The sequence below is a fragment of the Aliivibrio sp. A6 genome (assembly GCF_028765505.1).
Lineage (GTDB): Bacteria > Pseudomonadota > Gammaproteobacteria > Enterobacterales > Vibrionaceae > Aliivibrio > Aliivibrio finisterrensis_A.
Genome location: NZ_JARACR010000012.1, coordinates 35,439 through 54,873, shown reverse-complemented (window position 1 = coordinate 54,873; position 19,435 = coordinate 35,439). Strand labels below are relative to the sequence as shown.

The window sequence follows — 19,435 nt, the reverse complement described above, 5'->3', positions numbered from 1 at the left end:
ATAAAAAATAGAAAGATGCCTTAGAGCGTCTTAGGACATTAAAAATTCCCAGCAAAGGGAATAACATAAAATGGATAGAACATAATGAACTTACATGAATATCAAGCAAAGCAACTCTTTGCAGAATATGGCCTTCCTGTACCTGAGGGTTATGCTTGCGATACACCTCAAGAGGCTTTTGAAGCTGCAGGCCGTATTAGTACCACTAAAAAAGTAGTTAAGTGTCAAGTACACGCTGGTGGCCGTGGTAAAGCGGGCGGTGTTGAACTGCACGATACCAAAGAGGGCGTAAAAGAGTTCGCTCAAAAGTGGCTAGGTAAAAATCTAGTAACTTTCCAAACGGATGCTAACGGACAACCAGTAACGAAAGTTTTGGTTGAAGAAGCATCAAACATTGCAAACGAATTATATTTAGGTGCGGTTGTTGACCGTGCTACGCGTCGTATCGTTTTCATGGCATCTACTGAAGGTGGTGTGGATATCGAGAAGATTGCTGAAGAAACGCCAGAGTTAATTCACCAAGCAGCGATTGATCCATTAGTAGGTCCTCAAGCTTTCCAAGGTCGTGAATTAGCATTTAAGCTTGGTCTTGAAGGCGATCAAATTAAGCAATTTGTTAAGATCTTTTTAGGTCTAGGCAATATGTTCGCTGAGTACGACTTAGCGCTACTGGAAATTAACCCTCTTGTTGTGACAGCAGAAGGCAATCTTTTGTGCCTAGATGGTAAAATTAACATTGATTCAAATGCTATGTACCGTCAACCAAAGCTGCGTGAAATGCACGATCCATCTCAAGAAGATGAGCGCGAAGCACATGCTGCACAGTGGGAGCTAAACTACGTTGCTCTAGATGGCAGCATTGGCTGTATGGTTAACGGTGCTGGTCTTGCTATGGGCACAATGGACATCGTAAACCTACACGGTGGTCAACCTGCTAACTTCCTTGATGTTGGCGGCGGTGCAACAAAAGAACGTGTAACAGAAGCGTTCAAAATTATTCTATCAGACAGCAATGTTAAAGCGGTTCTAGTAAATATCTTTGGTGGTATTGTACGTTGTGACCTAATTGCAGATGGCATCATTGGTGCTGTTGAAGAAGTGGGTGTAGAAGTTCCTGTTGTTGTTCGCCTTGAAGGTAACAATGCACCACTAGGTTCACAAAAACTGGCTGAAAGTGGCCTTAATATCATTGCAGCGACGTCATTAACTGAAGCCGCTGAAAAAGTTGTTGCTGCTGCGGAGGGCAAATAATGTCTGTACTAATTAATAAAGATACAAAAGTTATCTGCCAAGGATTCACAGGTGGTCAAGGTACGTTCCATTCAGAGCAAGCACTTGAGTACGGAACAAAAATGGTTGGTGGTGTATCACCAGGTAAAGGCGGTCAAGTTCACCTTGGTCTTCCTGTATTTAACACCGTTCGTGATGCTGTAGAAGCAACTGGCGCAACGGCTTCTGTTATTTATGTACCGGCTCCTTTCTGTAAAGACGCAATTCTTGAAGCAATCGATGCGGGCATTAAGCTTATCGTAACGATTACAGAAGGCATTCCAACCCTTGATCTTCTTGACGTTAAAGTTCGTCTAGATGCTGAAGGTGTAGTAATGATTGGTCCTAACTGTCCGGGTGTTATCACTCCTGACGAATGTAAGATTGGTATCATGCCTGGACACATTCATAAGAAAGGTAAAGTTGGTATTGTATCTCGTTCAGGTACGCTGACTTATGAAGCAGTTAAGCAAACAACAGATGAAGGCTTTGGCCAATCAACGTGTGTTGGTATCGGTGGTGACCCAATCCCTGGTTCAAACTTCATTGATATCTTAAAACTGTTCCAAGAAGATCCAGAAACTGAAGCAATTGTAATGATTGGTGAGATCGGTGGAACAGCGGAAGAAGAAGCAGCTGAGTTTATTAAGCACAATGTTACAAAACCAGTTGTATCTTACATTGCGGGTGTTACTGCTCCTCCTGGTAAGCGTATGGGTCATGCCGGTGCAATTATTTCTGGAGGTAAAGGTACAGCTGAAGATAAGTTTGCAGCGTTAGAAGAAGCGGGTGTTAAAACAGTAAAAAGTCTTGCTGATATCGGTAAAGCACTGCGCGAAGTGACTGGTTGGTAATAAGTTAAACCAATACATGAATAACTCAAAAGCCATTTATATAAATATGAATGGTTTTTTTGTATTTGTTACTTGCCGAAACATTTACTTACAAATATAGTAAGTGAAACAAGTATAAACAATAATCAATCCTCTGATAAGATTCGGCGCTTTTCTTTCTCAGGACACACCCCGTACCTATCTAAATAAGTATATGATTTGTTAAATAATCAAGCCACTTATTCAGAGCCGTATAACAAAACTCAAAGAATGAATAGCATTTAATATCAAGTTCACTATTGGTATAAATTATTATTAGTTATTTAAATTTGAGAACACATATGCACCTTAATTCTACAACTAAGTATGTCATTATTTATCTGATTTTTTCTGCTGCAATGTTTGGGTCTATTATTATGGGCGCATACAACGTTAGGTATACGTTAGAAACAAATAACGTAATACGATTAGAAAACTTACTCACAAATGCTAAAAATACAATTGCAACTTTAGAGCAAAAAGTGATATCAGGTGAGTTGGATGAAAGTAAAGCAAAGAGACTAGCCAGTGAATTAATGCAAAGTTATGCGTACTCAGATAATGAATATATTTGGATGACGGATGAAAACCTAGTCTTTTTAGCTGCGCCTTTAGATCCTCAAATTATCGGTCAGTCGTTTGAAAGCATTGTCAGTCATGAGGCAAAAAGTCATATTCTTAGCAACCTTACTGTCGCAGGGCAGGTTATTACCTACTCTTGGTTTACCACACGAGAGAGTATAACTACAGAAGTAAAATCTATAGCAGTTAAAACCAAGCATTGGAATTGGTATTTAGGCAGTGGTGTTCAAGAGAAAAAAGTAAATGATACTTTCAAAGCTTTTCTTCTTGAAGGCTTAGTCATAGGCTTCATTGTTAATTTATTTATTGGTTTTGTTATGTTTTTTTCAGTACGAAAATATAATAAAACATTGGGTAATGATCCTGAGGTTATTTTAAATGTTATTGATCGTATTTCTCGTGGTGATTTAACACACATCAATGCAACAAGTGATCGTCATATTGGGATTTATGGGCGTATTCTTGAAATGGCGCAAAACATCAAAGAACTTGTGACAGATATAAATAAGCTAACCCTTGAGTTAAGTGAATCATCTCATCATTTATCTTCGTCTGCTCATACAATGAACATCAGTATGAAAGCTCAAATGGATCAATTAGGGCAAGCGGCTGTAGCGACAGACCAAATTGTAGTTAGTGTTGATGAAGTAACTAAAAGTGCGATTCAGGCTTCTGATTCAGCATTAGAAGTTAATCAGACTTCAAGCCATTGCATTAATACTATTGGGGATATGAATAGTGATATGCAAACATTAGCGGTTAATATTCAAGATGTTTCACTAGTAATTGCGAATCTACAAGTTAAAACCGAGAACATAGGTAGTATATTAGATGTGATCCGTAGTATTGCAGATCAAACTAATTTGCTAGCCTTAAACGCGGCGATTGAAGCAGCAAGAGCTGGGGAAAGTGGAAGAGGTTTTGCCGTTGTTGCAGATGAAGTGAGATTGCTTGCGAGCCGAACTCAAGACAGTACTTCGCAAATATCGACGATGATTGCAGAATTGCAAGATGAAGCGGTAAAATCAGTAACCTTGATGCAAAGTAACTCAGATGATGCACATCAAATTGCAGAGAAAACGGTGGATACCCAACACACAGTCAGTTCTATTTTTGAGTCTGTTGCGATTATTCAAACAATGAACAGCCAAATTTCAGCATCGGCAGAAGAGCAACTAACGGCAACATCGAGTGTAAACCAATTAATTTCAGACATTAATATTGTTGCAAAAGGAAACGCATCAGATGTTGATGCGACAGAAAAAGAGTCGGAGCGCTTAGGTGAAATGGCTGATAATTTAACGACAATAGTGAATCGATTTAAACTCTAAGAAAATTAAAAAAAAGCAATACGAACCATATCGTATTGCTTTTTTTATGATGTTAGCTATGCGCTTTCTTTAATTGACTTAGCATAAATATAGCGGCCCCAGAAACGACAATAGAAGGACCTGCAGGGGTATCATAATGCCAAGATAATGCTAAACCTACCATTACTGCGATACAACCAAAAATAGAAGCAAGTACTACCATTTGCTCTGGAGAGCGTGAAAATCGGCGAGCAGTTGCAGCTGGAATGATAAGTAAAGACGTAATAATTAACGCGCCGACAAACTTCATCGAAATCGCAATTACTAAACCAACCATTAACATTAAAACTAAACGCATTAATTCCACATTAACGCCTTCGACCTGAGCTAATTCTTCGCTGATTGTTGATGAAAGTAATGGACGCCATACTAAAAGTATTAAGCCAAGAACAATAAACACACCAGTATAAATATAGATTAAATCATCGTAAGTGACCGCCAGCAGATCCCCGAACAAATAAGACATTAAGTCGACTCGAACATTATCTAAAAAACTAACAGCGACTAGTCCTAATGAAAGCGAGCTATGAGCCAATATTCCAAGTAATGTATCGGTTGCCACTAAACGTTGTTTTTGTAAGGTAACCAATAACAAAGCAATAGCAACACAACAAACGACTAAAGCTAGGTTTAAATTAATATCAAATAAAAAACCAAGAGATAAACCAAGTAGAGAGGCGTGAGCTAACGTATCACCAAAATAAGCCATTTTTCGCCATACAACGAAAGAGCCTAAAGGGCCAGCAAGTAATGCAATACCTAAGCCTGCTAACAGTGCAGGAAGTAAAAATTCAATCATGAAGAGGCCTTTTTATTCTTACTGCAGCACGAGCCATCAGCAGGTTCACCGGATAGATTATGATCATGGTGGTGGTTATGATGATAAAACGCCAATTGTTGATCTCGTTGTTGACCAAATAATGCAATGTATTTGGGGTGCTTAGAGATGGATTCTGGAGCACCAGAGCAGCAGATGTGATGCTGAAGACAAATAACTTCATCTGTTTTTGCCATAACCAGATGCAAATCGTGTGACACCATAAATACAGCACAATTAAAGCGGTGACGAATAGATTCAATTAAAGCGTACAGGCTAATTTGCCCTTGAACATCAACACCTTGAGCTGGTTCATCAAGAACAAGAAGATCAGGGCGTTGTAATAATGCTCTTGCTAATAATACCCGTTGAGATTCACCACCTGACAGCTTATGCATGTTTGAATTGAGTAGATGTTCAGCCTCGACTAATTTTAAGGCATCAAGATGCTCTTGTTGGCTGTATTTTCCTGCTAATTTTAAGAAACCATTAACCGTTAAAGGTAAGGAATCATTTAAATGCAGTTTTTGAGGAACGTAACCAATACGAAGTTTTTTATTTCGATTTATTGTTCCACTGGTTGGTTTCTGCAAGCCAAGAATGGTTTTTACTAACGTAGACTTTCCTGCACCATTAGGGCCTATAAGAGTGATGATCTTGTTTGGCTCGATAGTTAAAGAAACGTTATCGATCACATGGCGCCCATCGAAGACCACACAAACATCTTGTAAATTGAGTAAAGAAGTCATTTTTAAATAAGAGTCGTTTGCAATTAGTAAGTGTTATAATGTAACATTTTAGAAATCCAATCGCTATCACATTTTTTAAGAGAAGCAAATGAGAAGAAATATTCAATTAACCTTGCTGTGTATGTTTACCTTTTTGAGCGGAACAGCACAAGCCATGACAGTATTATCGTCAGTAAAGCCAATTAATCTCATTGTTCAGGAATTAACAAATGGCATTTCTGACACTTCTTATCTTGTACCAAGTGGGGCATCTCCACACGATTATGCTTTGCGTCCATCGGATATTAGAAAGGTAAAGCAAGCTGATGTTGTTATTTGGTATGGAAATGACTTAGAACCTTTTTTAAGTAAAATCATTGCAGATAAAAAAAATGTCATCACGATCAGTGAATTTCCTTCAGTTGATTTTTATCATTTTGATGAGCATGGGGAAGAGGGACACTCTCATGAAGATGGTCACCATCATAGTACCGATCCACATTTTTGGTTAGGTCCAAAGGAATCGTTAGGTGTAGCAAAAGAGATAACTCAACAACTGATCAAAATTGATCCATTGAATAAAGATCAATATGAGTCTAACCTTACAGCCTTTGAAAATAAGTTAACACAGGCTGTGGAGACTATTTCAAATCAATTAAAACCAGTGCAAGACAAAGGTTACTTTGTTTTTCATGATGCATATGGTTATTTTGAACGTTATTTTGGAATGAATAACTTGGGGCACTTTACGGTGAGTCCGGATAGAAAACCGGGTGCAAAATCTTTGATTAAAATAAAAAAATCGCTTTTAAATCAACAAGCAGTATGTGTATTTTCTGAACCTCAGTTTGAGCCAGCAATAGTGACAACTATTACCAGAGGAACAGAAGTTAATAAGGGAGAACTTGATCCTCTAGCCATACAGCAATCAGATGAAGTAGGAGCATATTTTATATTTCTATCAACTATCAGTAATGAGTTATCACGTTGTTTAAGTCAATAAAATATAAAGAAGCAGTTACAGCAAGATTAGGCACGCTATCCAAAAGGCATAAATTCGCGTTATTGTCGTTATCATTGTTTACTTGTGCCATTTTGATCTGGGAGCCTACACATAATAGACACAGCACCTCTTCAGAACCCATTAGAGGTCAGGTTAAGTTATCTAGTGAAAATTTACAGACATTAGCTGATCAAAACAGTGAGCCCGTAGGGACTATTTTTGAGCCTGATGATCCTGATTTCAATGCACCAAAAGATGAACTAGATCAGCAAATAGATGCTCAAGATATTGTTCATTCACACACTGTTGCGTCTGGGGAAACTCTAGGAGAGATCTTTAATCAATATGCACTGCCTATATCTGATATGTATGCATTACTTGCTGTAAATAAATCGGCAGCAAACATGCGTGTTGGTGTTGATTTAGAGTGGCAGCAAGATGAAAATGGCAAACTTATAGAGTTGCAGATCCATCGAAATATTAAAGACACCGATGTGTATTCTTGGAACGATGGTAAATACAGCTTTACTCAAAAGGAAGAGAAAGGAGAGATCAAACCTGTTTTTCTTTCTGGTCGAGTAACCAGTAACTTTTATAACTCTGCGCGTTCAGCAGGGCTTACTCCTGGGCAAATTCAAACATTAGCAAAACAGCTACAATGGAAGTTTGATTTTGGTAAAGAAGCTCGAAAAGGGGATAAATTTGCGGTTGAAATTAATAAAGAGTTTATTGATGGTAAAGCCGTGTCCTCTGGTGATGTAGAAGCTGTCTTGTATCAAAATGGTTCTCGAGAAATTACACTGATTAAACACACCGATGGGAATTATTATGATGTGCAAGGGCGCAGCTTAAACCGTGCTTTAGAACGCTATCCCACACATCAGCGTTTTAGAATTAGTTCATCATTTAATCCGTATCGTAAACACCCAGTGACAGGGCGAATTTCTCCACATAATGGTACTGACTTTGCCGCCCCTGTAGGTACATCAGTGTATGCCAGCGGAGACGGTGTTGTAGTAAGAGCGCTACATCATCCATTGGCTGGTAATTATGTTGTTATTAAACATGGGCGCGAATACATGACGCGTTATCTTCACCTAAGTAAAATATTAGTGAAGAAAGGGCAAAAAGTATCCATGGGTGACAAAATTGCATTGAGTGGTAATACTGGTCGCTCGACTGGGCCACATTTGCATTATGAACTGATTAAAAATGGTCGTGCAGTGAACTCCATGAAAGTCCCGCTGCCTCAAGCATCACCAGTAAAAGAGTCTGAGAGAGCGAAATTTAAGCAACAGGCTAGATTGACGATTGATGCTTTGCGAGATCAAGTTTAAGTAATCATATTAACCTGTATAGCCCTTTCTATTTAAAAGAATAGAAAGGGCTTTTTTTACTCTGTAGTAATAAACTCTACGAATTAATGAATCATCTTAGTATTCATTGCTATATAGAAAGAGTTTTCCTATCATGTTGATACTTTTTCTTTATACCTCAAGGCGAGTAGATGCTTTTATTCAGAATACTTATTTTAAGTATTTTCCTTTATTTCTCTACTTACTCTTTATCTCGTTCAGATAATACTATTTTTTACCCAATGCCAATTCATAGTGATGGCCAGTATATTACAGCTCAGCAACTGTTCCTTCGTGATGATGGAGCATTATGGATGTACGATGTATATGGTCAGCTTCATCTATTTGATGGACAAAATATGTTTACGTTAGGGGAAAAATCAGACAAGACATTACCTCGGCGCATTTCATTTTTTGAGCAAAAATTTTGGTTCATTAAAGAGAATAAAATACAGTCATGGTCTGAAAATAGTGGTTTTACAAGCGAAGCTGTTTTATCTCAAGACTTTAATTTTCGAACCTTAAACCAAGAAGATGGAGCCTTTTGGGGGAGCGACGCAGATCGTTTCTTTATCTATGAACCAGAGACTCAGAAAGTTTATACATCAGAGATTAACAATTCAAACAGCAGTGTAATTTTTGATGCAATAGAAATTACAGGAGCCATTCAAATTGATAAAAGATGGTTAGTTTCTACTTCTGCAGGAATATTTGAGTTTAGCCTGCTTACAGAGAGCTTTACTCCGTTGCTTTTAGGGCAATATATTGATGCTATATTTTATTCTCAAGAGAAAAAACAGATAATTTTAGGTGCTCATAACAGCGTTTGGATAACAGAATTAAAAGACGAGTCATTAGAGGTCATTAAAAAAGTACCTACAGAGTTATCACTATTGTCTTTTGCAGAAACAACTAATAATTGGTGGTTTGGAACTGAGCAAGGCTTGTATAAGTGGAATATTAACAATGAGCATTTAAAGTACTTTAAAGCGGTAGTCCGTGATGATTATTCACTAGAGGGAAATAAAATATATGCGCTTGTTGCAGATAAAAATAATGGGCTTTGGATAGCCACAGATAATGGTGTGAGCTATTACTCTGAGAGTACACAGTTGTTCCCGCGAGTTCGATATAAAGAAGCAAATAGCCAATTAGAGATTAATGAGATCACATCTATATTGCAGAGTGACAATAATGAGGCTTGGATTGGCTCATTCTCGGGTCTATATTTATTAAATAGTCAAAGTCCTCAATTACCTATTGATCAAATTATGTCTAAGCCTATCAATGCCATTTCTTCAGATGACATGAATATTTGGGTTGCGACAAAATCTGGTGTTTATCAGGTAGATCGTAAAACCAAAGCGATAACAAGACCTTCCTCACTTAAAAGTGTTAACCATCGGAACATTAGTCACATACTTAAAGATTCCACAGGCATGCTATGGTTTTCTAGTGAAAACGGTTTATATAAGTTTAATACAAAAACCAAGCAGTTAATTAACTTGGGTTTTTCTTGGGTTGTTGAACAAAAATACTTAACTCATATAACTCACCTTTATGAGAATAAAAGCGGTGTAATATCTGTGGGTACAAATGTAGGGCTTTATCATTATGATAATGGGGCACTTATCTTTGATTACGCCTATATAAGAGCCGGTAGTATTATTGATATGTCGGATACTGAGTATGATAACACTTGGATTGTCAGTAACTATGGCTTGCAAATAAGAGATAAAAAAGGACTACGAGAAGATGTGACACTTTCGGCCGAATATACGACGCCACATTGCGTAATGCCAACAAGTAATGGGGTTTGGTTGTCCTCAAGTAAAGGGCTGACTTTATACACACATCAAGGGCGAATAATTAAACATTTCGGGAGTCAGATAGGGTTAATTGATAATGAATTGCTTCCCGATTTATGCTCTATATCTACAGATGGAAGCATGATGTTTGCTAGTAAAGATGGCGTAATATTTACGAACGAACTAGCTTTACTTGAGTATCAGATTGCGAAACCAAAGGTAGTACTTGGGAAGATTAACGTTGATCATAGAACGGTCAGCTACGGGGCTGATAAAGAGCTAACATCACCTCTTCCTTATGGTTCTAATATTTCATTTCTTTTTGGGATACTTCCTGAATTTCAAAATACGTCGCTTTCTTATCAATTAGTCGGAGGGACTGATGAGGAGTGGCAAGATTTCGATGGTAATTCACTTATTTTTGATTCATTAAACTCAGGTAAATATACATTACGTATCAAGCCTCGTAATAATGGGCAGAGAAGCAGTAATGTTACTGAGTTTCAATTCTATGTTGAAGTCCCTTGGTTTTTTGCTCCTTGGTTTGTCGTATTAGTGTTTTCTTTATTAGTATTCACTGTTATTGGTATTTATTCTTGGCGTTCTAAAGAGATAAAGAAGAGTAATGAGAGATTGAAGAAAAGCGTAGAAATTAAAACTCAGCAGTTGAGTAATCAAGGCAAAGTTCTGGTTTCTAGTAACCGCCAACTACAGAAGTTACTTACTGTAAGGCAGCATGTTATTTCTGAAATTTCAGAGCAAGCTCAGCTACCAATTAAAGACATTCAAGCCGATCTCCAGAAAAAGGGCTCATTAATAAATCTTGCTTTAGCTAATCAGTGTGAATACAGCTTAACCCTATTAAAGCAGCTTTCTCATATAGAACCGCTAGATTTACGGCAGAAAAATACGCGAACTAATCAAGTGCTGTCTTTATTACTAAGAGCAGTATCTAAAGGATGGAAAGAGGAGTTCCAAACTAAAGATGTCGATCTTGAGCTAGAGGATAATTCAAAATCTTGTTCAATATACGTTCAGCCGCTATTGATCGATGCCATTTTTAATAATGTACTTTTAAGCTTATTAAAGAGAAGCGAATGTGGGGAGAAAGTTAATATTCGTATTGAATCTGATGATGTACGAGTAACGATTTACTTTATTAGTGTCGGACAATGTATCCCAGAACATGAACTTGATGAATTAAAGAGGGTTGATTTAACTCAAGCAATTGAAATGTTTAATCAAGCAGTAGGTTTAGTATCGGTTAAACAACTTACTGTACAGAATGGCGGTCATTTTGAAATTGTAAAAAACACCGACAAAGATAATGAAATATTATTATCGTGGCCAATAGCGCTAGATATATTAGCTGATAAAAAACTTAATGAAAGTGTCGATACAAAGAGTAATGAGTTAAAGAGTGTTAACCAAGAATGGTTAATTAGTGTCTATACAGTTGTGGAAGAGAATTACTCTAACCCTGCATTTGGAACCAGGTTAGTTGCAAAAGCATTATTTATCTCAGAGCGAAACTTTCAACGTAAATTTAAACAGCTCACTCAGCGCTCGTTTATGGAATATCTGATTGAAGTTAAGTTAGAAAAAGCCTGTGAGTTATTAATTGCAGGGAATAAAGTTGCGGATGCAGCATTTGATTCTGGTTTTAATGACCCTTCGTATTTTAGTAAGCGATTTAAGCGACATTATGGTTTATCCCCTACACAATTCGTTAGTGAGAATGAGGAGTGATGTAAACTCATATTAGATAGCCTATTAATGCTATAGATTAGATTTTTCGACTTATAGCTTAAAAATATGAATTGAAAGTAAGGTGCTGATAATTTATAGGTTATGAATTTAAAGAAGAGAAAAAAAAGATCGCGACGTAGCCGGGGGGACTACGTCGCGGGCACCAATGGTGCCTTCGCTTGCTGCCGAGGTAATAAGATAAATCTCATTACCTCTATTAGAATAAAAGTTTGAGAAGTTTCCCTCTCGATGTAGAAACTATACGTTGGCTTTCTTTTTTTACATATCAAAATAACGACAATCTACAGGTACAAATCCGCCATCAATTTAAATTAATTGTAAGTTATTGAATTTTAATAATTTTTATTTGGTGGCGTTTTTGTTGCTATCCTTGCATTATTTTGACGTTGTTTTTTACTTGAGGATTTTGACATAATTGACGTTGCCTTGGAAGCGGTATCACAAAAGATATTTTCCGCATAAAAGTTTAAATTTATAGGATTTTTGTCAATTTACTGACAAAAATTGATTTAGCGCAAGAAAAATGTAAGCGTAAGTTATAGAATGAAACGAAATAATAATGATTCTCACTATCGTGGAGCTTGAGATGAAACTAACGCAATTAGATAGCGGAAAAAAAGCCGTAGTAACAGATATGTCTTTATTACCAACAGATACAAGAAAGAAGTTAATGGTAATGGGAATGCTACCGCATACGGAAATCTCTATTTTGCGTAAAGCTCCAATGGGTGACCCATTACAAATTAGCGTAAGAGGCACTTCTCTCGCTATTCGTAAAAATTTAGCAGAACAGATCACAGTTAAGGAATTATAAGATGCAGTATCAAGTACTAACTGTAGGTAACCCAAACAGTGGTAAAACAACCTTATTTAATGGCCTAACTGGTGCTAAGCAACAAGTTGGTAACTGGGCTGGTGTAACTGTCGAAAAGAAAACCGGTAAATATACGTGTTCTGGTGATGAGTTTTTATTAACGGATTTACCTGGTATCTACGCACTAGACAGTGGTAATGATGTAAATAGCCTTGATGAAACCATCGCCTCAAGAGCGGTTTTAACACATGATGCTGACGTGATTATTAATGTGGTGGATGCCTCTTGTTTAGAACGTAGTTTATACATGACATTACAGTTGCGTGAATTGGGTCGCCCAATGATCGTTGTACTGAATAAAATGGATGTATTAAAGCGTCAACGACAAGTTCTTGATATTAAAGGTTTAGAGAAAAAACTAGGCTGCCCAGTACTTGCACTTTCTGCAAACAACAATGGCCAAGTTCATAAGTTTAAAGAAAAACTTCATAAATCTATTGCCCAAGGCATCAAAATGGCTCCGCTTGAGCTGACATACGGCGAGCAAGTTGAGGCGGCAATAGAAGAAGCTTCATCATTATTTACAAGCGATTACGCATCAAGTCGTTCACTGGCTATTCGTGCACTAGAAAATGACGCGTTAGTATTGAATGCATTAGAAGCAGAAAAAAGAAATGCAGTGGCTAATATCGTTAATGTATTAACGACGAAAGTCGAAGCTGATTTTCATATTGCGGATTGTCGATACACATTTTTACATCAATTATGTCAGCAATTACGTCGTCAAGAAGGTGGTTTAAGCCACAGTGTTAGTGAGAAAATTGACCGTGTAATTTTGAATAAATGGATCGGTATTCCTTTCTTTTTCTTGGTCATGTACCTGATGTTTATGTTCTCTATTAACATTGGTAGTGCATTTATTGATTTCTTTGATATTGGTGTTGGTGCATTACTCGTTGATGGTAGCCATTATTTATTAGATGGCCATTTGCCTGTTTGGTTAGTTACACTTATCGCTGATGGTGTTGGTGGTGGTATTCAAACCGTCGCGACATTTATTCCTGTGATCGGTTGTTTATACTTATTCCTATCTCTACTTGAAAGCTCGGGTTATATGGCTCGCGCTGCTTTTGTACTTGATAAAGTAATGCAGAAGATTGGTTTACCAGGTAAAGCGTTTGTTCCTTTGGTTCTAGGTTTTGGTTGTAACGTTCCTGCTATTATGGCGACTCGTACGTTAGAGCAAGAGCGTGAACGTAAACTGGCGGCATCAATGGCTCCATTTATGTCATGTGGCGCACGTCTTCCTGTTTATGCTTTGTTTGCTGCAGCTTTCTTCCCAGAAAATGGTCAGAACGTAGTATTTGGTTTGTATTTCTTAGGTATTTTAGCGGCTGTTTTCACAGGCTTACTATTGAAGCACACAATCTATCCAGGCCGTAGTGATACGTTCATCATGGAAATTCCAGATTATGAATTTCCAACAATACGTAACATCATGATTAAAACATGGCAGAAACTGAAGCGCTTTGTTCTTGGTGCAGGTAAAACGATTGTTGTTGTTGTAACTATTTTAAGCTTCTTTAACTCATTGGGTATGGACGGTTCATTTGGTAACGAAGACAGTGAAAACTCTGTATTATCAAAAGCCGCTCAAATCGTAACTCCAGTATTAGCGCCAATTGGTATTCAAGAAGATAACTGGCCAGCAACCGTGGGTATTATTACCGGTATTTTTGCAAAAGAAGCCGTAGTCGGTACATTAAACAGCTTATATTCAGATCCAGCTGATGAAGGTGCTGAGTTTGATTTAATGGCAAGTCTTGAAGAGGCGGTGATGTCTATTCCTGACAACCTATCAGGTTTAAGCTATTCAGATCCATTAGGTGTTGAAGTGGGTGACTTAACAGACTCTAGTGCTGTTGCAGAAGCCCAAGGTGTTGCTGATTCAATCTTTGGTAATTTACAAGCTCACTTTGTGACAAGTGCAAGTGCGATGGCTTACTTAATCTTTATTCTTCTTTACACTCCATGCGTGGCTGCAATGGGTGCGTATATGCGTGAGTTTGGTCGTCAGTACTCTTACTTTATTGCGGGCTGGACAATGCTATTAGCTTACGTATCAGCAACGCTGTATTACCAAATTGCGAATTTCTCTAATGCACCAATGACAAGCAGCATGTGGATTGCAATTTCGCTAATCGCAATGGCAGTGACTTATCTTGCCTTGAAACACAAGAGTAAAGAAGTAGAGCAACAAGAGGCAGCCTTAGTATGATATTAACAGAGCTTAAACAGTACATTGATGAACAAGGTCGAGTTGAACGCATTACTTTAGCTAAGAAGTTCAGTATGAGTGAAGATGGTGTCGATGCAATGCTTGAGCTCTGGGTGAAGAAAGGGAAGTTAACTCGTGAGCTTATTGGGTGTGACAAGACTCAGTGTTGCCAAGAGGCAGAGCGTGTCTGGTATCGCCCAGTGTATCAAAACGAGTTAATGACTACTTACATACGATAGTCGCCTAGCTTTATTAGCGTAACAAATAAAAGCGAGAGCCAATTGGTTCTCGTTTTTTTGTTTTTAAAACCTAGTCCCTGCTTTATAAGCACAAAAAAAGACACGCAACTTTCATCGCGTGCCTTTCTATTTTCGTTAACTAAACTCTATTGCTAGAGCATAAAATTAGTTAATTACTTTTTCTTCAGCTTGCTCTGCTTGAGAAGCTTGGATAGCCGTTAGAGCTACTGTGTAAACGATATCGTCTACTAGAGCGCCACGAGACAAGTCATTTACTGGCTTGCGCATACCTTGAAGCATTGGACCGATAGATACTAGGTCAGCAGAACGTTGAACGGCTTTGTATGTTGTGTTACCAGTGTTTAGGTCTGGGAATACAAATACAGTCGCTTTACCCGCAACAGGAGAGTTAGGTGCTTTAGAAGCAGCTACGTTTTCCATGATTGCAGCATCGTACTGAAGAGGACCGTCGATCATTAGATCAGGACGTTTTGCTTGAGCTAGTTTTGTTGCTTCACGTACTTTATCAACGTCTGCGCCTTTACCAGATTCACCAGTAGAGTAAGAGATCATTGCAACGCGAGGGTCGATACCAAATGCCGCTGCAGAGTCAGCAGATTGGATAGCGATTTCAGCAAGTTGCTCAGCTGTTGGATCAGGGTTGATCGCACAGTCACCGTATACAAGAACTTGATCAGGCAGAAGCATGAAGAAGATTGAAGATACGATAGAAGCATCTGGTGCTGTTTTGATGATTTGGAACGGAGGAACGATAGTGTTTGCTGTGGTATGAACCGCACCAGACACAAGACCGTCAACTTCACCCGCTTCAAGCATCATAGTACCAAGGAATACTGAATCTTGTAGTTTCTCACGAGCCACAACTTCAGTCATGCCTTTCGCGCCACGTAGCTCAACTAAACGAGCAACGTAGTTTTCACGTACAGCTTCAGAATCGATGATCTCAACGCCAGCACCAAGTTCAACACCTTGTTGCGCTGCAACACGACGGATTTCTTCTGGGTTACCAAGAAGAACACAAGTCGCGATACCACGCTCAGCACAGATAGCCGCAGCTTTAACTGTACGAGGCTCATCACCTTCAGGAAGAACGATACGCTTAGCCGCTTTACGAGCAAATTCAGTTAACTGGTAACGGAATGCTGGTGGGCTTAGACGACGGATGCCTTCAGTACCTTCAGATAGTGAATCAATCCAAGGGCCATCAATGTGGCTAGCAACGTGTTCGTTAACAAACTCAATACGCTCTTTATCATCTGCAGGAACTTCAAGGCTGAAGCTTTGTAGATTTAGAGAAGTCTGCCAAGTGTTACCTTGCGCTGTGAAGATTGGAAGACCAGACTCTAGAGCAGGCTTACAAAGTTCAGCAATTGATTGAGGGATCTCGTAACCACCAGTCAGTAAGATCGCACCGATTTCTACGCCGTTCATTGCAGCAAGACATGCAGCAACGATAACGTCAGGACGGTCAGCAGAAGTTACTAATAGAGAACCGGGTTTGAAGTGCTCAATCATGTGCGGTAGAGAACGTGCACAGAAAGTGATGCTCTTAATACGACGAGTCGCGATGTCACCTTCGTTGATGATTTCAGCATTAAGGTGTTTAGCCATATCGATAGCACGCGTAGCGATTAGATCGATTTTCCAAGGCACACAACCAAGAACACGAATAGGACTAGAATTGAAGATTTGCATTACTTCAAGGTTAGTCTTAGTCGTAGCATCTGCATCATCAAAGATTTCAGATAGGTCAGGGCGAGTACGGCCCGCTTCATCAACAGGTGCATTTAGCTTGTTGATGATAACGCCAGCAATTTGTTTGTTCTTAGTGCCGCCGAAGTTAGAACATGCTACTTCGATACGCTCTTTAAGTTGAGAAGGATTATCTGTACCAGGAGTAGCTACAAACACAATCTCAGCGCCCAGAGTTTTTGCGATTTCACCATTTAATTGGTTAGCAAATGGGTGTTTACGAGTAGGAACAAGACCTTCGATAAGTGTCACATCAGTATCTTCACTGATAGACTTATAACGAGCAACGATCTCTTCTAGAAGAACGTCAGATTGTTCGTTACGTAGTAGTTCTTCTGCGCGAGAAACGGTAGTTGGTTCTGCTGCTTTAATATCGCTGCTGCTAGTCACGATTGAAGTAGTTAGATCAGGTTGATCACCACCGTGACGAGGTTGAGAGATAGGTTTGTAAAAAGAAACGCTTACGCCTTTACGTTCCATAGAACGTAAAACACCCAAACTTGCGCTAGTTAGACCAACACCAGCACTGATTGGAACAAGCATAATAGTACGAGACATGGAAGATTCCTCTACACTATTGGGGCAAGAGACCTTATTGAAAAAATAAAGCCATAGAAAGAAAAAAGGCTAACCTAATGGCTAGCCTTTTAGGAGATATATTATAGACCAGTTAATTTAGCTGTGTCTTCTGCGATTACTAGCTCTTCGTTAGTAGAGATAACCATTGCAGGAATGCGGCTGTTTGCTGTAGTGATAGTACCTTCACCACCGAAACGCGCTTTAAGGTTTGCTTCACCATCAACTTCGATACCGAAGATACCTAGACGGTTAAGAACCATTTCACGGATTGGAGCAGAGTTTTCACCGATGCCGCCAGTGAAAGTGATTGCGTCTAGACGACCTTCTAGAGTTGCTGTGTAACCTGCAACGTATTTAGCTAGACGGTGACAGAATACGTCCATCGCACGAGTTGCTTCTTCTTTCTCGCCGTAGTTGTCTTCAACGAAACGACAGTCAGAAGTCACTTGAGTTAGACCTTGTAGGCCAGACTCTTTAGTTAGCATGTTGTTGATTTGCTCAACAGAGTAACCTAGTGCGTCATGTAGGTGGAAAACGATCGCAGGATCGATATCACCACAACGAGTACCCATTACTAGACCTTCAAGAGGAGTAAGACCCATAGAAGTATCTACAGATTGACCGTTCTTGATTGCACATACAGATGCGCCGTTACCTAGGTGACAGTTGATGATGTTAACTTCTTCAACTGGCTTGTTTAATAGACCAGCAACTTCACGAGTGATGAATAGGTGAGAAGTACCGTGCATGCCGTAACGACGGATGCCGTGGTCTGTGTATAGGTTGTATGGAAGAGCGTATAGGAAAGACTCTTCAGGCATAGTTTGGTGGAAAGCTGTATCAAATACAGCAACGTTTTGAAGGCCTGGGAAGTTAGCTTTAGCTGCTTCGATACCGATGATGTGAGCTGGGTTATGAAGAGGTGCAAAAGTTGCAGCGTCTTGAATACCTTTAAGTACTTCGTCAGTGATAAGTGCTGACTTAGTGAATTGCTCACCACCGTGTACGATACGGTGACCGATAGCGCCAAGGTTAGCTTTAAGCTCTGGCTTAGATGCAAGGATAGTTTCTACCATAAATGATAGAGCTTCTACGTGTGCAGCGCCTGCACCTAGTTGAGCTTCGTGCTTGCCATCAAGTTTCCACTTCATACGAGCTTCAGGAAGACCAAGACATTCAGCAAGACCAGTTAAGTGCTCTGCACCAGATTCTGCGTCAACAACCGCAAATTTAAGAGAAGAACTACCGCAGTTTAAAACTAAAACCAGCTTAGACATGTATAAATACCTATTTATTCATCAGTAATTAAAGTTATGTCGTAAATGACATAACAATGACAAATACAGTTAATTCAGAAGATTATTACCGCATTTGCATAAAAAAGTTGGCTATCCTTAGAAAGAGCATTACAGCAGTCCTTGCCGATTTATCCTATTTTAGCTTATAGTAGAACTACAGCAAAAAAATAAATCAGCGCATAGGATAACGATTGTGCGCTAAGATAACAAAAATATTTTAAGATAATATTAATTCTAATCAAGTTTATTCTGTATATTTTTGAATAATTAAACTTTTGTTTAGAATATAAGGGGGCAATATGAGTGAAAACGGTTTTCTATTCCGATTTCGAGACGGCCAGACCTATATGGACGCTTGGCCTGAGCGAAAAGAGTTAGCTCCAATGTTCCCAGAACATCGTGTAATTAAAGCAACTAAGTTTGCCGTAAAGGTAATGCCAGCAGTTGCTGTAATTAGCGTACTAACCCAGATGGCTTTCAATAATACAGCTGGGTTGGCACAAGCGATTATCATTGCGTTATTTGCATTGAGTATGCCATTACAAGGCTTTTGGTGGTTAGGTAATCGAGCGAATACAAAATTACCACCAGCGCTCGCGAGTTGGTACCGAGAGTTATATCAAAAGATTATAGAATCAGGGGCTGCATTAGAGCCAATGAAGAGCCAACCACGTTATAAAGAATTAGCTAATATTTTAAATAAAGCGTTTAAACAGTTAGATCGAAGTGAATTTGAACGTTGGTTTTAATGTAATATTAGTATAAATTGCTCGCCGCAATCCCTTTAAAAGATAAAAATGAGAGCCGAACGTTTAAGAGTAGCCTTAGACGTTCGGCTTTCTTGTCCGTGATGATTGACAAGTTGTCAGTCATTTTTAAC

At 38.9% G+C, this 19,435-nt stretch carries 14 protein-coding genes; 10 read left to right on the top strand and 4 right to left on the bottom strand.

The features are described 5' to 3' along the window. Positions 1-84 precede the first annotated feature (84 nt). The 3 genes from sucC (at position 85) to PVK70_RS09090 (ending at position 4,054) form a co-directional block, all read left to right on the top strand. Positions 85-1,251 (top strand): ADP-forming succinate--CoA ligase subunit beta, encoded by a 1,167-nt coding sequence (gene sucC, locus PVK70_RS09100; RefSeq protein WP_130048065.1) that lies wholly within the window; start codon positions 85-87, stop codon positions 1,249-1,251. Further along, positions 1,251-2,123 carry a succinate--CoA ligase subunit alpha gene (gene sucD / locus PVK70_RS09095; RefSeq protein ID WP_130043128.1) on the top strand — a complete coding sequence of 291 codons (873 nt, stop codon included), beginning with the start codon at positions 1,251-1,253 and terminating at the stop codon, positions 2,121-2,123. The genes sucC and sucD overlap by 1 nt, the downstream gene beginning before the upstream one ends. 320 nt (positions 2,124-2,443) lie before the next feature. Then, entirely contained in the window at positions 2,444-4,054 is a 1,611-nt protein-coding gene (locus tag PVK70_RS09090) for a methyl-accepting chemotaxis protein (RefSeq protein WP_130048064.1), read from the top strand. A gap of 52 nt (positions 4,055-4,106) precedes the next feature. Here PVK70_RS09090 and znuB read toward each other — a convergent pair whose 3' ends face one another. Together znuB and znuC are read right to left on the bottom strand one after the other, a co-directional pair. Further along, positions 4,107-4,892, bottom strand: coding sequence for a zinc ABC transporter permease subunit ZnuB (znuB, locus tag PVK70_RS09085; protein ID WP_130048063.1), 786 nt, complete (start codon positions 4,890-4,892; stop codon positions 4,107-4,109). Continuing rightward, a complete protein-coding gene (znuC, locus tag PVK70_RS09080; protein WP_130048062.1) occupies positions 4,889-5,659 on the bottom strand; it encodes a zinc ABC transporter ATP-binding protein ZnuC in 771 nt (256 codons plus the stop codon). Before znuC ends, znuB begins: the two co-directional genes overlap by 4 nt. Before the next feature lie 88 nt (positions 5,660-5,747). Here znuC and znuA point away from each other — a divergent pair, with 88 nt between their 5' ends. The 6 genes from znuA (at position 5,748) to PVK70_RS09050 (ending at position 14,905) form a co-directional block, all read left to right on the top strand. Continuing rightward, a complete protein-coding gene (gene znuA, locus PVK70_RS09075; RefSeq protein WP_130048061.1) occupies positions 5,748-6,641 on the top strand; it encodes a zinc ABC transporter substrate-binding protein ZnuA in 894 nt (297 codons plus the stop codon). After that, positions 6,638-7,978, top strand: a complete 1,341-nt coding sequence (gene mepM, locus PVK70_RS09070) for a murein DD-endopeptidase MepM (RefSeq protein WP_130048098.1) — start codon at positions 6,638-6,640, stop codon at positions 7,976-7,978. The genes znuA and mepM overlap by 4 nt, the downstream gene beginning before the upstream one ends. A 170-nt stretch (positions 7,979-8,148) precedes the next feature. After that, a complete protein-coding gene (locus PVK70_RS09065; RefSeq protein WP_130048060.1) occupies positions 8,149-11,553 on the top strand; it encodes a helix-turn-helix domain-containing protein in 3,405 nt (1,134 codons plus the stop codon). Between the two features lie 607 nt (positions 11,554-12,160). Then, entirely contained in the window at positions 12,161-12,388 is a 228-nt protein-coding gene (locus PVK70_RS09060) for a FeoA family protein (RefSeq protein ID WP_045101569.1), read from the top strand. 1 nt (position 12,389) lies between these two features. Next, a complete protein-coding gene (feoB, locus tag PVK70_RS09055) occupies positions 12,390-14,666 on the top strand; it encodes a Fe(2+) transporter permease subunit FeoB (protein ID WP_130048059.1) in 2,277 nt (758 codons plus the stop codon). After that, positions 14,663-14,905, top strand: a complete 243-nt coding sequence (locus tag PVK70_RS09050; protein ID WP_130048058.1) for a FeoC-like transcriptional regulator — start codon at positions 14,663-14,665, stop codon at positions 14,903-14,905. The genes feoB and PVK70_RS09050 overlap by 4 nt, the downstream gene beginning before the upstream one ends. A 165-nt stretch (positions 14,906-15,070) precedes the next feature. Here PVK70_RS09050 and pta read toward each other — a convergent pair whose 3' ends face one another. Both pta and PVK70_RS09040 read right to left on the bottom strand, forming a co-directional pair. Beyond that, complete coding sequence (gene pta, locus PVK70_RS09045) at positions 15,071-17,236, bottom strand: phosphate acetyltransferase (RefSeq protein WP_130048057.1); 2,166 nt, start codon at positions 17,234-17,236, stop codon at positions 15,071-15,073. 101 nt (positions 17,237-17,337) lie between these two features. After that, positions 17,338-18,534, bottom strand: a complete 1,197-nt coding sequence (locus PVK70_RS09040) for an acetate kinase (protein WP_130048056.1) — start codon at positions 18,532-18,534, stop codon at positions 17,338-17,340. Positions 18,535-18,854: 320 nt separating this feature from the next. Between PVK70_RS09040 and yfbV the strand changes: the two genes are divergently transcribed. After that, entirely contained in the window at positions 18,855-19,304 is a 450-nt protein-coding gene (gene yfbV / locus PVK70_RS09035; protein ID WP_130048055.1) for a terminus macrodomain insulation protein YfbV, read from the top strand. The last annotated feature ends 131 nt before the right edge of the window (positions 19,305-19,435 follow it).